Annotated in this window: 8 protein-coding genes, 1 other RNA gene and 1 pseudogene; 6 read left to right on the top strand and 4 right to left on the bottom strand. The window is 56.1% G+C overall.

Going from position 1 to position 13,981, the window contains the following annotated elements:
• Positions 1–105: 105 nt before the first annotated feature.
• The 6 genes and pseudogenes from CR917_RS04055 to CR917_RS04025 all read left to right on the top strand — a co-directional run bounded on the left by CR917_RS04055 (position 106) and on the right by CR917_RS04025 (position 6,741).
• A complete protein-coding gene (locus CR917_RS04055) occupies positions 106–387 on the top strand; it encodes a hypothetical protein (protein WP_043863844.1) in 282 nt (93 codons plus the stop codon).
• 101 nt (positions 388–488) lie between these two features.
• Positions 489–880, top strand: a transfer-messenger RNA (tmRNA) gene (gene ssrA, locus CR917_RS04050).
• Positions 881–1,067: 187 nt separating this feature from the next.
• Positions 1,068–2,323: pseudogene (locus CR917_RS04045) on the top strand (integrase domain-containing protein).
• A gap of 946 nt (positions 2,324–3,269) precedes the next feature.
• Positions 3,270–4,250 carry an integrase domain-containing protein gene (locus CR917_RS04035; RefSeq protein ID WP_104573142.1) on the top strand — a complete coding sequence of 327 codons (981 nt, stop codon included), beginning with the start codon at positions 3,270–3,272 and terminating at the stop codon, positions 4,248–4,250.
• Positions 4,247–4,522, top strand: a complete 276-nt coding sequence (locus tag CR917_RS04030) for a hypothetical protein (protein ID WP_104571922.1) — start codon at positions 4,247–4,249, stop codon at positions 4,520–4,522. The genes CR917_RS04035 and CR917_RS04030 overlap by 4 nt, the downstream gene beginning before the upstream one ends.
• 251 nt (positions 4,523–4,773) lie before the next feature.
• Complete coding sequence (locus CR917_RS04025; RefSeq protein WP_104571921.1) at positions 4,774–6,741, top strand: ATP-binding protein; 1,968 nt, start codon at positions 4,774–4,776, stop codon at positions 6,739–6,741.
• A gap of 154 nt (positions 6,742–6,895) precedes the next feature.
• Here the strand turns inward: CR917_RS04025 and CR917_RS04020 are convergent, their stop codons facing one another.
• The 4 genes from CR917_RS04020 to CR917_RS04005 are packed head-to-tail and all read right to left on the bottom strand — an operon-like array spanning position 6,896 to position 13,839.
• Complete coding sequence (locus CR917_RS04020; protein ID WP_104571920.1) at positions 6,896–7,849, bottom strand: PD-(D/E)XK motif protein; 954 nt, start codon at positions 7,847–7,849, stop codon at positions 6,896–6,898.
• Positions 7,842–10,160, bottom strand: a complete 2,319-nt coding sequence (locus CR917_RS04015) for a Z1 domain-containing protein (protein ID WP_104571919.1) — start codon at positions 10,158–10,160, stop codon at positions 7,842–7,844. Before CR917_RS04015 ends, CR917_RS04020 begins: the two co-directional genes overlap by 8 nt.
• Positions 10,160–12,178, bottom strand: a complete 2,019-nt coding sequence (locus CR917_RS04010) for an ATP-binding protein (RefSeq protein ID WP_256589617.1) — start codon at positions 12,176–12,178, stop codon at positions 10,160–10,162. Before CR917_RS04010 ends, CR917_RS04015 begins: the two co-directional genes overlap by 1 nt.
• Positions 12,175–13,839 carry a DNA cytosine methyltransferase gene (locus tag CR917_RS04005; protein WP_104571918.1) on the bottom strand — a complete coding sequence of 555 codons (1,665 nt, stop codon included), beginning with the start codon at positions 13,837–13,839 and terminating at the stop codon, positions 12,175–12,177. The genes CR917_RS04010 and CR917_RS04005 overlap by 4 nt, the downstream gene beginning before the upstream one ends.
• Positions 13,840–13,981: the final 142 nt, after the last annotated feature.

The following is a 13,981-nucleotide window of genomic DNA, read 5'->3' as shown; positions in this document are numbered from 1 at the left end:
GCGAACAGGCCATCTGCCACAACATCCGTCTGAACCCCTGGCATCGGCCGCAGTCCATGCAAATAGGCCCCTTATCCTGAGGCCTTCCCAGCCAAGGAGATTCACATGAAGCGTACTGCGATTACCGGACTGTTCCTCAGCGCCGCACTGCTAGCCTCGCCTGTGTTCGCGGCGGATAAAGACCTGTGTACCAGCAACCTGCAGAAGATCGACGACCAGATGGCAACCATGGGCGCGACCTCCGAAGGGCTGGACGATGCGCTGAAGCAGCATGTGGCTGACGCCAAGGCCGCGCAGGCGGCGGGCAACGACAAGGATTGCATCACCATCAGCGCCAAGGTGCTGTCGCGCCTCGAGAAGACCGACAAGGGCGGCAACGGTCAGTAACCTCGGTGGGCGACCGGACCGGTAGTCGACGTCGCCCGACCGATGGCGTATACTCCGTCACATGCACCCGAAACGGTGCTAGCGCTAGAGCAGTAAAAAATGGGGCCGATTAGGATTCGACGCCGGTGATGAAACTCTAGGTGCATGCCGAGTTGGTAACAGAACTCGTAAATCCACTGTTGCAACTTTCTATAGTTGCCAATGACGAAAACTACGAGGGTTACGCTCTCGCTGCGTAAGCAGCCGAGCCCGCTCTCCTGGTAGCTTCGGCTCCAGCAATCACTAGGGGATGCCTGTAAACCCGAAGTGATTGTCATACAGAACAGGATCGTCGTGTAGCACGTTGGGGGCAAAGCGACTAAAACTTACCCAACTCGTCCAAAGCACCCTGCCCGTCGGGCGGCTGCGGATTAACTCAATAGACACGGCTAAGCATGTAGTACCGACAGCGGAGTACTGGCGGACGGGGGTTCAAATCCCCCCGGCTCCACCAAATGATCAAAAAAAGACGTCCACGGACGTCTTTTTTTGTGCCTGCGATCCAGTAAATACGCGGCTTCCAGCGCTTTTGCGGTCTTTTCAGAGTTTTTGAGTTCCAGTCATTCGGGTATTCCAGACGGTATTCCACCTCACCCGGCGCTAATCTTTGGAATACCGAATCAGTGCTTGAGGACAATCTCATGCCTGCTCAAAACCACCGCCTCTCCGATCGACAGCTCAAGGGAGTCAAACCCGCGCCCAAGGATTACGTCCTCACAGACGGTGACGGTTTGCAGCTCCGAGTACGCAGCAACGGCTCGTTGCTGTGGAATTTCAACTACCGCGAACCGGTGACCAAGAAGCGTATCAACATCGGCTTCGGGACCTACCCGCACTGTCACTGGCGAACGCACGAAAGAAGGCAGTCGAAGCCCGCGAGCTGCTCGCCCAAGGCATCGATCCGAAGGTGCAGCGCAATACGTTGAATGAAGCCAAGCGCGCAGAAACGGAACACACCTTCGAGAACGTGGCCACCGCCTGGTTCGAGCTCAAGAAAGACTCAGTCACCCCGGCCTACGCCGAGGACATCTGGCGGTCGCTCACACTGCACGTGTTCCCCGATTTGAAGACGACGCCACTGACGAAGATCACCGCTCCGATGGTGATCGCATTGCTTCGCCCAATCGAAGCGAAACGCAGCCTGGAGACTGTCAAACGTCTTAGCCAGCGGCTAAACGAGATCATGACCTACGGCGTGAACTCAGGCCTGATCTTCGCCAACCCACTCAGCGGCATCAGGGCGGTATTCAAGAAGCCCAAAAAAGAGAACATGGCTGCGCTTCCGCCCGAAGAACTCCCCGAGCTCATGTTGGAGATCGCGAACGCCAGCATCAAACGCACCACCCGCTGCCTGATCGAATGGCAGTTACACACAATGACTCGCCCCGCCGAGGCGGCAACTACTCGCTGGGCAGACATCGACTTTGAAAGGCGTGTCTGGACTATTTCACCGGAGCGGATGAAGAAGCGCCGCCCTCACAGCATCCCGTTGAGTGATCACACCGTCGCATTGTTGGAGTCACTGAAGACTCACAGCGGCCATCGCGAATACGTCTTCCCGGCAGACAGAAATCCGCGCACCCACGCTAATAGCCAAACCGCCAACATGGCGTTGAAGCGCATGGGCTTCCAAGATCGCTTGGTCAGCCACGGCATGCGCTCGATGGCCAGTACCATCTTGAATGAGCATGGGTGGGACCCGGAGCTCATCGAAGTGGCACTGGCGCACGTCGACAAGGATGAGGTGCGCAGCGCCTACAACCGAGCCGACTATATTGAGCGCCGGCGCCCGATGATGGCCTGGCGGAGTGAGTACATCCAGAAAGCCGCCACCGGCAGCCTGCTTGCCTCAGCCTACGGCCAAGTCAGAGACAAGAATGTGGTGCCGATTCGCTAGCGCTGTACAGGCGCAATAACGGCGGCGACAGCAACTGAGCGCTCAAGATTCAGGGCGAGCAGCCTCGCTCATCCGCGTCTCAGCGCGGGTCCATCCAAACAGGGCTGCAAAGCCGCCCTGTTTGGATGGACCTCACTTTGAAGAGCTAAAAGCCACGACGTTGTCCGGGATTTACCACAGAATTCCACCAATGGATAACCGCTTTTCATGTCCCCAAGAGCGCCTAATGTAGGCCCTTGACCGGGTTTATCCACAGGCGTAGAACTGGCCGTGCAAGCTGTCGATGACAGCACCCCAGGTGACCCGAACCTTAAAGGTCACGCCGCTCCCGCGGTGGTTCTCCCCAAGGGCGATTCGCATCCGGCAGCTCGCCCGGTCACCTTCCCGGTGATGGATGCCTACTTCAGATCATGGCCCTCGTGCGCCAGACGACACTTCCTTTGCGCTGCCCTGCAGCAACCTATCCGCTTGGCCGAATCCTGCGCCAACCTGTGCCCGTCTCTTTCTCTGGAAAGAGACGGGCACTTCTACCACTGCTGCAGCCCTGATCGCACATGGCTTTGCGGCAATTCCCCTCGTGACAATCGGCGTGACAAACGCCGATGTCGCCAGCAACAGCGCTGTAGATGATGGTACCGCAGACCAGGGAATGGACTGCACCTGACTGACAGTCAGGCATGCCCGGTCATCGCACCGCTGCGTTCACCCGACTCAGGATTTCGCGGCGCTGGTCTCGTCAACCAACGCAGCCTCCACCCGCCCACCGGTAACGGTGATCAGGAGGCCAGATCATGAGATGCCCTTGCTCCCGGTCGTAAGGAGCCGCCAGTCCCGCGTTAGAGGACATCCCCACAGGTCGCAGGGGACTTGATCCCTGATAACACTCAGCATTCTTGGCGGGATGACGTGGGGCGAGGATCGGAGAACGGTAGATGAGGTGACCGACATGGCATTGGTAGGTAGACGCGATGGCCGTATTTTCGGCTATGGCAGGCAATTGAGCTACGCAGGGCCGCAAGCGCTGAAAGACATGTTCGGCGGCGGCCACTACGGCACGGTCAAGGCGCACAGTGATCGATGGTTGGCATTCGTGAGGTGGTGCCGCTCCGAACAGGGGCCCGGCATCAATGATGCGCGGCAGATTGATCGCAAAGTGTTGGCCGGCTATGCGGCGTATCTGCGCGACCTGGTTCGGCGTGGAGGACTCGCCGTCAGCACCGCACAAAACCGGCTATCCAGCGTTAACAGGACCATGGCGGCGCTTCGCGGTGATCAGTATGTGAAATTGCCCAGTCCGAGTAAGGCGTTGGGTAAGCAGCGCACCTGGGTACGAGACTCAGTGCCGCAGGGCCAAGACCGCGAACAGGTTAAGCAGATCGTCGATGCGCTTTGCCGCCACGATCTGCTAAGGGCTGCAGCGATCGTTCTGTTGGCACGAGCAACCGGCATGCGCTTGCGTGAGGCTATTTTGGCAGACCTGCCACGGTTGAGCCGTAAGGTTAGAGAGATAGGCAGGATTAACATTCAGGATGGCACCAAAGGCGGCCGCGCCGGAGCCTCTGCCCCCCGTTGGATTACGGTGGATGAGCATATACGTGACGCACTTAGGTTTGCACAGAAGGTGTCACCTCCGGGTAGCCGCAACCTGATTGCGCCACACGAAAGCTACCTGAATGTTCTGCGAGAAATCATTCGCCCTGCGCGGGCCGTCCTGCATGCACACAACCTTAAGGGATTCCATGAACTGCGAGCGGCGTACGCATGTGAACGCTATGAGCAAATCACCCAGCTCTGCGCACCTATCAACGGCGGCCAATGTTTCCAGGTCGATAGGCACCTAGATCGTGAGGCCCGAAGGCAAATCAGCCATGAACTTGGCCATGGACGGATTGACGTGGTCGCTGCCTACATCGGTGGGCGGAGATGAGTAAGCAATTCGACATGCAACTGTTCTTGGCTGGAGTGCTGACCGGCTCGCACGCAACCCGACAGCGTCATGTGCGCCAAGCGAATATCATCCAGGCTGACATCGCAAAGCGCTGGCAGCGAGAAACACCTTGGGGTTGGCAGAGAAAGCATGTGGCTTGGTTTCTTGAGCATCGCTTAAGCCACCGCAGCGACGCTACGCGATACTACTACTTGCTGACTGTCAGGCTACTCGCTCGTCGTCTAGACAAGTCATGGGTTTTCAACCCCTGACTGAAACCGTCTGCTGTCACCACCTGGGCTGCCCTTCATGGAGGACATCCTGCGACCATAGATAGGTGAGGACGCACCTAAAAAACCAGCGGCATCTCACAATTAATTCTATAGACGGAGCAAATCCTGATTAATTTTTTTAATATTTGAAGGTCTATCCCGCTGGTAACGTCCTGCTAATGAAACTTTCAGGGCTCTCAAGCTGGGCTTTGAGACAGAATCCAATCATTTGCTGACCTAAAGGGACTGCTATGAAGCTAGAATCATGGGATCCGCTGACCAGCGGTCAAGATGTGGATGCAGAGATCCTATTCGCTGCGAAGAAGCGTGAAATCAAGAATATTTTAAAGTCCTACGTTGGTATGTATGACTCATTCTCCGAGCTCATTCAAAATGCGATGGATGCCGTGGACCGCCGCGCAACTGAGCTTGAGGAGCCAGGCTACATCCCCAAGCTTTGGCTGACCATAAATCTTGAGGAAAATTCTTTTTCCATAACTGACAATGGCATTGGATTCAACGAAAAAGAATTTAAATCATTCCTTGCTCCAAATATTTCATTTAAAAATGGGGGGCAAACAAGGGGTAATAAAGGAGTTGGAGCTACCTACATAGGCTATGGCTTCGACTACCTACAGTTTGGCACAAAAGTTTCCGGCCATACGTTCCATGGAGAGCTTTTGAAGGGTCGGGACTGGGTAGAGGACTTTCACGGCACGGTTACGCGCCCAATGGTTACATCCTCGGAGATTACTGACCCAGCGTTCGCAGAAGTAACAAGGGGATCTACGTTCAAAATAAAATTTGGAGGATCCAGCACTCGACCGAAAGATCTATCCTGGTACTCAGCCACTACTGCCGAACAATGGTTGTACCTACTGCTTATTAAAACCCCACTCGGCGCAATAACATTTGCATCAGAAAGCTCAAAGATTAAATTCCAGCTCACAGTCAAAAACAAGCAGGGCGAAGTCTCAGTTCTACCCGAGCAAAGCTGCAGTTATATATATCCACATACAAAATTAAGCGCCAGCGTCAATCTAAAAGACGTACTGGAAGTTCAGAAAAAGCTTCAAGCCCAGGGAAAAGATTCATCCAACCTTCCTATGAAATATCTGAAGGCGAATGGAATTTATGAATTCTTTAGCCCTGACGATTTGCTTTCCCTGTTATCACCCAGCGATAAGTTTAACTCTCTAATCAATCAATATCAGATTTCAGCATACGGCTACTTTGCTTATTCTACGTCTATTTGGGATCAATTCAATGACGAGCTTGCAAAGCTAAGAAAACAGTACAGAGTCTTGAAAGGTGGCCTACAGCTTGCTAACAATCAGATGATACAGGGTGAATTGATCACAATCCCACTGACCTCTAACATTGGCCACCAGAACCAGTGCCATGTCATTGTTCACTTTGTAGATGCAGATCCAGATTTAGGACGGAAAGGTTTTCAACCTGAACTGAAAGAGGCTGCAGAACATATTTCAGTTGAGATAGTGAAACGTTTCCAGAAATGGCGTCGCCTCCTAAGAATAGATACAGGCGCCAAGAACGATATAACTAGGGAAGGGTCCCTTCACGACTGGGTCCGAGCGCAAGAAGCCCATGAAATAGAACGACCATTGAGCCTCACAAACAAGAATTTCTTTGCACCCACAAATGAAATCTCAATAACATCCGAGCCTGTATCAGAGCAAGACGTGATTGTACTATTCAATCAGTTAGTTGCTGGCGGAGTTATTCGAGGGATCAAATTATTGGCCACCAGCCAGACCCAGCAGTACGATGGAGTTTTTAAGTTTATTATTAGAGACCCTTTACCCAACCATGAGTATGACAAAGAAAACAACCCACTGGGAGTTCAACAGCTTCAGTACAACAAAGAGTACACTAGCCCTCCAAAAATCCTTGAGTACAAATTCAATATTGATGCGCTAATTCGCGAATTTGAGTCCGAATACAAAAGCGAAAAAGAAATCCATCTCGCTATCGCCTGGGAGTTAGGCTCGGAATGTCACCGTAATTATGATGTCGTTTCGTTATTAGACTTGGACAACTTGCACCTGCGAGACTACCATGGAATTACTCACATTTTAAACTCCACAACAACTAAATTCTATGTCATCGCTCTAAAAGAGCTAATCGACTATCTGAACTCGGTAGACGGAGTTCAGGAATATCACCGTAAGACCTACAGCGGCGAGCTGTTCGACTAATCTGCCACATTGAATAGCTTGGGATTGCTGCCAGAATACTAGCTCTGCATGGCTGTCATGCATCCCAAGATGAAACAAGGATTTGGTTCCATTCATTCCCCACCACATGCTTGGTTGCGGCAACGGTGACAGTTGCCTGCTGCCCTCGCGCCCATCAGGCGGTTAGAAGAACCTCCTGAACTTCCAATACGTCGAGGGACGGCAGGCTGCCGACATTGATGCTGTACTTAATGCCGGTCACACCGAGTGGCGGCACGTAGTCATCGGGGAGCCTGGGGAAGTTTCCGGCAACTTCAAAGACATGGACATCGCGGAATGTGAACCGGAGAAGAGCACCTGTCTGTCGTAGGCCCTCGTGCCAGCCGAGTTGTGCCAAGCGTGAGTCGAAAACATCTAGAGCATGCCCATCGGACACCAGCTTCTTCCGAATTTCATCGACGCGGTCTGCAAGCGTTTCATCGCCACCCAGACTGCGCTCTAGCATAACGCTGACAAACAGGAGGCGCTTGCTGGTGGGCGCTTTCAGCTGATCGAGACGGGATATTTCGTGCTTCGGTTCTGATCGCGTGGTGGTTTTCACTTCAACGTGAACTCCCTGGCCGATGAAATCATGACGTTCGCCTTCAGGCCCGCTCCAAAGGTGACTGACGCGCGGCCCGATGGTCGGGAGCAGCACATTGGACAGCACCCAGAGCTCGCCGAAAAGACCGATCTGCTCTGCCGCACTCAGGTCAAGTGCAAGCGGGCGCAAAGCCGCACGCATATCGTCGATGATACGTTCAACCGAGATAGCAGGATCGCGGCCTTCAATGCAAATAGCGTGGATGACCTTATTGGCTACCAGCGTAAGTAGCTCTTCGTGGTGGCTGCGTGCGGAAACGTCCAACCAAATCTGTCCGCCCTCCAGGATGCGCACCTGAAGGCTCTGCAGATCCGGCGGTAGTTTCTGCGGGGCAATATCGATGGCCAGCATCAGGTGCAGACGTCCGTCGTCTGACACTCCTATCAGGGCCGCCTCCAGGTCTTCAGCGGCCTGCTCGTAAATATCCTCGTGTGGAAGGCGCTGCTCGCGCAGACTTGCCCAGCGGTCCTGTGTGATCTCAAACATTGCGTACCCCACGGTTTACAACAAACCGTTGTTCACCGTCCGTAGTGCGTGGCAGCGACAGTGCGAGGCCCAGCACTGTCTGCGTTGGCGCGCGGAGCGGTTCGGGATCGAGGGGGTAGAGCAGAAGCAGGCCCTGTTGTACGGGTCGGTCCTCGCGCATTGCTCGTGCATTGAACCCTGAACCAACGCGGTAGTTCTCCGGTCCGCCATGCAGGTCGACACCTTCATGGCGTGGATCGATCAGGATGCCGATCGACTCGTTGGCCTGCAACGAACGCCGAACAAGGCCGAAAGGCCTTCCACCCAGGAGTACCTGTCGTTCCCGATCCGGGTTGGCTACGAACACGGTCCAGTTCGTGAGCTCTCCCTTTTCAGCTCGCTCCAGGATCCAGTCGGCAATCTCCGCGCCCTGAAATGCAATGCTGTTCGGGTGCCCTTCATAACGCCTCAGGAACAGTGCGATGTGCTCGGCCGGTACATCGTGTGCTATGGCGCCGCCGTATGCATCCTGTGTCGGGGGATGCTGTCGCAGCAGGGCAGACGCAAGGTCCACGTTCCGCTCCAGCATTTCCCGATCTTGCATGGGAAACAGGATCGTCTGCGGGTTCTCGCCAGACCATGACCGCGCATCGTCCATCTGCATCCTGCTCTTGTTCTTACTCGTGAGCAGTAGCTTTGAATGGGCGCGCATCCGGATGGCCATCTGGTCAGGTCTGCGGCCGGCCTTGTTGAGTGCTGTAATGGAGTCCCGCAGGGATTCTTCGACCAGCGCCAGCTCCACGAACCACTGAGCGATGCCTTCGGTGGTCCAGATACGGATCAGGTCTTCATAGCCAGCCCTGAAACCATACCAGCGGGCCATCTGCAGCAGAGCATCTGCCAGCGTTGTAGTCCGCAGGAAGTATGCAATCGTTAGTCCCTCAAGCGTCAATCCGCGCGACAGCCTATTGCCACCTACCGCAACGAGCTGCCGTCCAGGCTTGGCTTCGTAATCAAGTTCGTCGCCCGTCGTGCTATTGAGCACAACCACCACTAACCGGGCTAAGTTAGTCACTGCCTCTTCCAGTAGAACCTCTACGCTGCAAGGCAGATCTACCTGCCCCAGCCCTGCGAGCGTTGATCGGAACATCTGTTTGAGCACACCGGGCTCGGCGTTCTCATGCTGGAACCAGTTACGAATCTGCTCCTCGATCGCCTCCCCAACACTCAACTGGTCCTGCTGGAGCCGTGATACGTGCACCAGCATAGTATTCGGCTTACCCACCTGGCCGCGCTGCAGTCTGATGGCGCCAGCAAGCGCGAAGGTCAGGAGGGCATCGGCAAGCGACTGTGGAAGATCCAGCGGGCCGCGAGCAACAATTGCTTCGCTCCTTTTGCGTTGCTTCGGCTTCAAAGCTTTCACATCCGCAGCGTCTACGGGGCGCATTACATCGCGCCCCTGCGAGCTGACGCCGAAAAGCTCTTCCGTGCCCGTGTAGCCGTCAGGCCTCGGAAGCTGCACGACGAAGTCCTTGGGAAACAGGTCTTCGCCTACTTGGCTATCACTAGCGTCTGGGTCGATGAGAATGTTGGCGAATGGTGTAGCCGTGTAGGCGATGTATGTGGCCCGCGGAATTTTTCTGAGGATGTCGCGAATCAGGGCGTTGGTCAGTGACGGGGCCGTGTCGTCATCAGGTTCGGTGTCGGTGTCGATACTGGGGTCGCGCCGATTTCCGCGTGTATTGATGGAGGCCTGATCGGCTTCGTCATCAATGAGAAGAACCGGTACATCAGCGAGCCGGCCTTCGAGTTTACCGAACCACTGGTTGAGCCGTTTAAGGATGGGGGTGATCTTCTTCGCAACGATCAGAACGGTACCGGTAGATGCGAATCCGTCGGCCACCTCCGGCTCACGAAAGTCTGATGCCTCATCGGTTAGCGAGATCCAATCTACTCCGGTCCCGGTCAGCTCCAGATCCAGGCGTTTCTGCGTCTGGTTCCGCAGTGAATCGTGAATGCCTGAAAGAACAATGATCAGACGGTAGCCGACATCGGCTGCACGCGCTGCGACGGCCGTGAAGTTGGCGGTCTTGCCGGACTGTACGTAGCCGACGACCAGACCGCGGCACTGAAACTCCGGGCGATCTACCGGTGTGGTCTTCGAGATGATCCGCAGTGACTCTTCTGCGACCGACGCAATCTGGTGCGGCTTCCATTTGGGCTGGGCGCGCAGATAGGATTCATGCCGAGACCAATTGGTCCAGGTGGTTGCATCAGTCCACAGTGCCAGCCTGGGCTTCAGTGTAAGGGGAAGCGGAAGCCGGACGTTCATCAGACCTTGTCCGTCAGCTGGTCCGGAACTCCGGCCGACTCCAATGCGCGAAGGAATTCAGACAGAGCCGTTTTGACCTCGGCATCCTTGTCGATGAGCTGCACGAGCGTGACCAGCGTCGGCATCAGTGGGGTGACCTCAACTTCCTCCCCCTTGAACCCGGTCTTGCGTTGCCATGGTTTGTCGCCGCTGCTGACAAGGCGGATTGAAGCTCTGTCCTTCTTTGTTGCCGAGGCCAGAACAGGTGCGGCCACGGGAGTGCCTCCCGCTGTTGTCGTTGGAGGCATGAAGCCGCCTGGCGCTGGTGTGTCGGCGGGCAAGACAGTCTTTCCGACACCTTTCGGAGCCGGCGCAGTTTTTTCCTTCTTGTTGTAACGGGCGCGGGCTGCTGCACGAGGGGCCTTCAGCAGATCTCCGAGGGGCTTGGTGATCGCATAGGGCAGGCGAATGAGCTGCTTGCTGATATCTACCTGCAGTTGCTCATCTGCCAGCCTGTCAAAGTCGACTGCGACACGAATCAGCTTGGTGTGCTCATCCTTGGCGAAGAGATCTTCCCAGCCGCCCCATTTGATGAGGCGGTCAAGTCGATAGAAGTATAGGCCCTGAGCATCGTTTGCGCGGCCATTGAGGGAGTGGCGGTCTCGTTCGACGCGCTGTACCAACGGAGACAGGTCCCTGGTGTACTCGTCAAGCTCTGCCTCGTTTGGAGTGACGTACGCACGAACATAGAGGACAGGCGTCTTGTCCGGAGAAGCGCCGGGAAGCTCGATGCGATGCTGGTCGAACTCTTTCGTCAGCGGGTGCCCCATAGGGTTATTGCCACGCAGAACGTCATCGTTCATCCGGATGACTACCTTCTCGCGCCCGCGCGCCTTGCCTTCAAGATACCGGTGGAAGACCAGTTCGAGGTGCGACTTGATGGCAGCGAGCTCCTGCGCATAGAGAGAATCTGCTTTGCCTCTCACAGGCTCCATCGAGGGGCGCATCTGCGTAAGCAGCACGGCCGTGCCCGAGTCGCCGATGTCCACTGCCGAGGCATGCTCGGGAGCTACAGGATCGCTCAGAAGCTCCCAGCGGCGTGTCTTAGCAAGATGCTCCTTGTCCCACGTGAGTGTCGTGCTCTCGCTTCCGGAAGCTTTAGAGACGACCGTCAGTCGATCAGCCTGGGACCAAGCTGCCCCCTTAAGCCCATAGCCGAACTTGCCCAGATCGCCGTCGTCATACTCACGCTGGTGCCCGATCTTCATGGCGTCGCGCAGACCCGATGGAGTCATGCCCGTGCCGTCGTCACGAATGCACATCCACCGGCCGCCCGTATTGGGATTCGGGAAGGTGATGTCGATTTCCCGAGCACCATGCGACAGGCTGTTGTCCACCAGATCGGCCACGGCGCTTGGCAGGCTGTGTCCGGCACGAGCCAGGATCTTGAAGAGACCGAGCGGGTCCGGTGCGGCGTCGTCATCGTTGCGGATGTTGTCGTTTTCATTTTGTGACGTCTCGGACACTTTTTCTGCCTCCTTGAATAGCTCCGGGAATTGATCCGAGAGCACTGCTTGGCAGTGCTGGCCTTCCTCGCCGTACAACGCAATCATTGCGGATTTACCAAGCTGGGCGCTCTCTCCATGGTTCAGGATCGAAGAGCGAGCTGGGTGATCTGCCGGGATGACAACCCAAGATGCCTTGGCTGGGGTGCTCGAGGCGTCAACTACCATCGCGAACAGGACGCCTGGGTCAACGAAACTGTAGAAGGAGCTCTTCGGGCAATCGCCTTCGAATCTCCAATTTTTGTGCTGCCTCTTGAGCCATGAATCGATCTCAACCACCGTGCCTTCGTCTTCGAGACGACGGCAGGTGATTGGAATGGTGTCCGGGCTTTCTGCTGAAGGAAAAACCTTGCCGACGACGTCCCAGTCGAAATTGATGGAACGCTGTTTGGCGCGTTCTTTCCCCTGGCGGCGGTACTCATGAAACATGCCGAGTTCAGAATGAGTAAGCAGTCGGAGAATGGTGAACTTCACTTCCTACCCTCTGTCGTCTTGATCTGTGATTGCTCCAAATCGAACAATGCCACCCGCATATCCTGAGTCTCCGGTGCCCCCAAGCACTCCCTCATTCCACGAGCGATTGCATAGGCAAACAGTGGTGGTACGGCGTTGCCAATCTGCTTGAATGCCGGGTTCATCGATCCTTTGAAAACAAAGCCGTCCGGGAATGACTGGAGCCGCGCAGCCTCACGGACGGTGATGGTGCGTGCCTGTTCCGAGTCGAAGTGGATGTGGGAATAAGAGTCCTTGCCGAGGTGCGCCATTAGCGTACGTACCGGAGCATCGGCCCGAAGCTTCCACCACTTGTTGGGAAACTTTCCCGGGTCATAAGGGATGCGCCAAGAAGAGATGTATGTGCTGACGTCTGCGTGTCTCGGGTCGGTGGGCAAACCGAGTTTCCTGCGGTCGGCAAGCCAGCTCGCAATTTTCTGCTCTACATAAGCATGCACCTGTGGGTACTCCCAGCCAGGCTGAATCTCGGCGAAGATCTTGTAGTCGCGCGGCAGATACCGGAATACATGGCCAGTCGTGGACTTGGTCGTAAATCCGTGCCACTCCCGCATCAGGCGCGAATAGGCAGTCGACGGATTTTTCGCTGTGTATTCGACAGGTTCTGACGGGTCTTTCGCCCCGCGACGAATGGCACCCGAGCGAAGCATTTCTTCCGCGTACAAGTGCGGCAGATCTGCCAGCGCATCAGAAGCCGATGTGGCCGCGGGAGAGTCGGGAGCTGGATCGGGAATCCAGCGGTGGTGCTCCGAGCCTTCGGCTTTGATAACCCGCCTCGCAGCATTCTTGGAGCTGGTGTAGCCGGATGGCAGAACCAAATGGTGCGTTGGCACCGGGAATCTTGGTTTGATACCGGTCGAACGATGGAAGCCGACCAGTATCATGCGCTCCCGCATCTGCGGAACGCCATACCAGACGGAATTCAGCAGTGTGTAGGATACGTCGTAGCCTTCTTCGGCAAGGCTTTTGGAGACGAGCTCGGCAACATTGGTGCCGCCATGGTTGAGGATGTCTGGCACGTTCTCCATCAGAAGCGCAACAGGCTTCGTCGCCCGGATGAATGCGACGTACCGCTCCCACAAACTGACCCGCCCATCCACCAGGAAGGCCTGATCTGCGGTCACCTCTTCGCGGAGGCGCGCTTGCTCGCGGAGCTTCGCCCGACCTACACGGGCGAACGCCTGACACGGTGGCCCGCCGACGAGGACATCGATCTGACGGTCCGTGGCGCCCTGAAGCCCGAGATCGCCGAAGACGGAGTCAGCAGTCTCGGTTACCGCGTCGCGCGGGGTGTGGTGCGCTTCCTTGTCACCCCCAACTGAGCGCGAGCCGAAGTTGGCTCCGTGCGACTTCGCAGCCCACGGGTCCATTTCGATCGATGCGACCGGTGTGAATCCTGCGGTCAGGAAGCCAAGAGATATGCCGCCACAGCCTGCGAACATGTCCATGTAGCGGATTTCGCCGCCTTCTTGGATACGCTGCAGCTTGCTGCGGATAAGCTCGTCGTCTGAAGTGGAGGCACAGGAATTCTTGCCAGTCGAGGGGGACAGGGCCTCAGCTGGGGTAATGGGCTCTTCATAGGTACTGCTGGGCTGCGATTTGCGCAGCTCGGTTTGGATGGACATCCAGTATCTCTCATAGGGAACATGCGCCAAGACCAGCTGCACGGAGCGCAGTAGGACGGCGGCTCAGGCCTGTTCAGGCCACGCGGCGCAGCCCGATAGACGAATCGTCAACCGGGCGCCAAATGTTACATCGTGTCAGAGT

Source organism: Pseudomonas sp. BRM28 (assembly GCF_002939405.1).
GTDB classification, from domain to species: domain Bacteria; phylum Pseudomonadota; class Gammaproteobacteria; order Pseudomonadales; family Pseudomonadaceae; genus Aquipseudomonas; species Aquipseudomonas palmensis.
The sequence above is the reverse complement of the archived record's forward strand: the minus strand, read 5'-3'. Positions and strand labels throughout refer to the sequence as shown.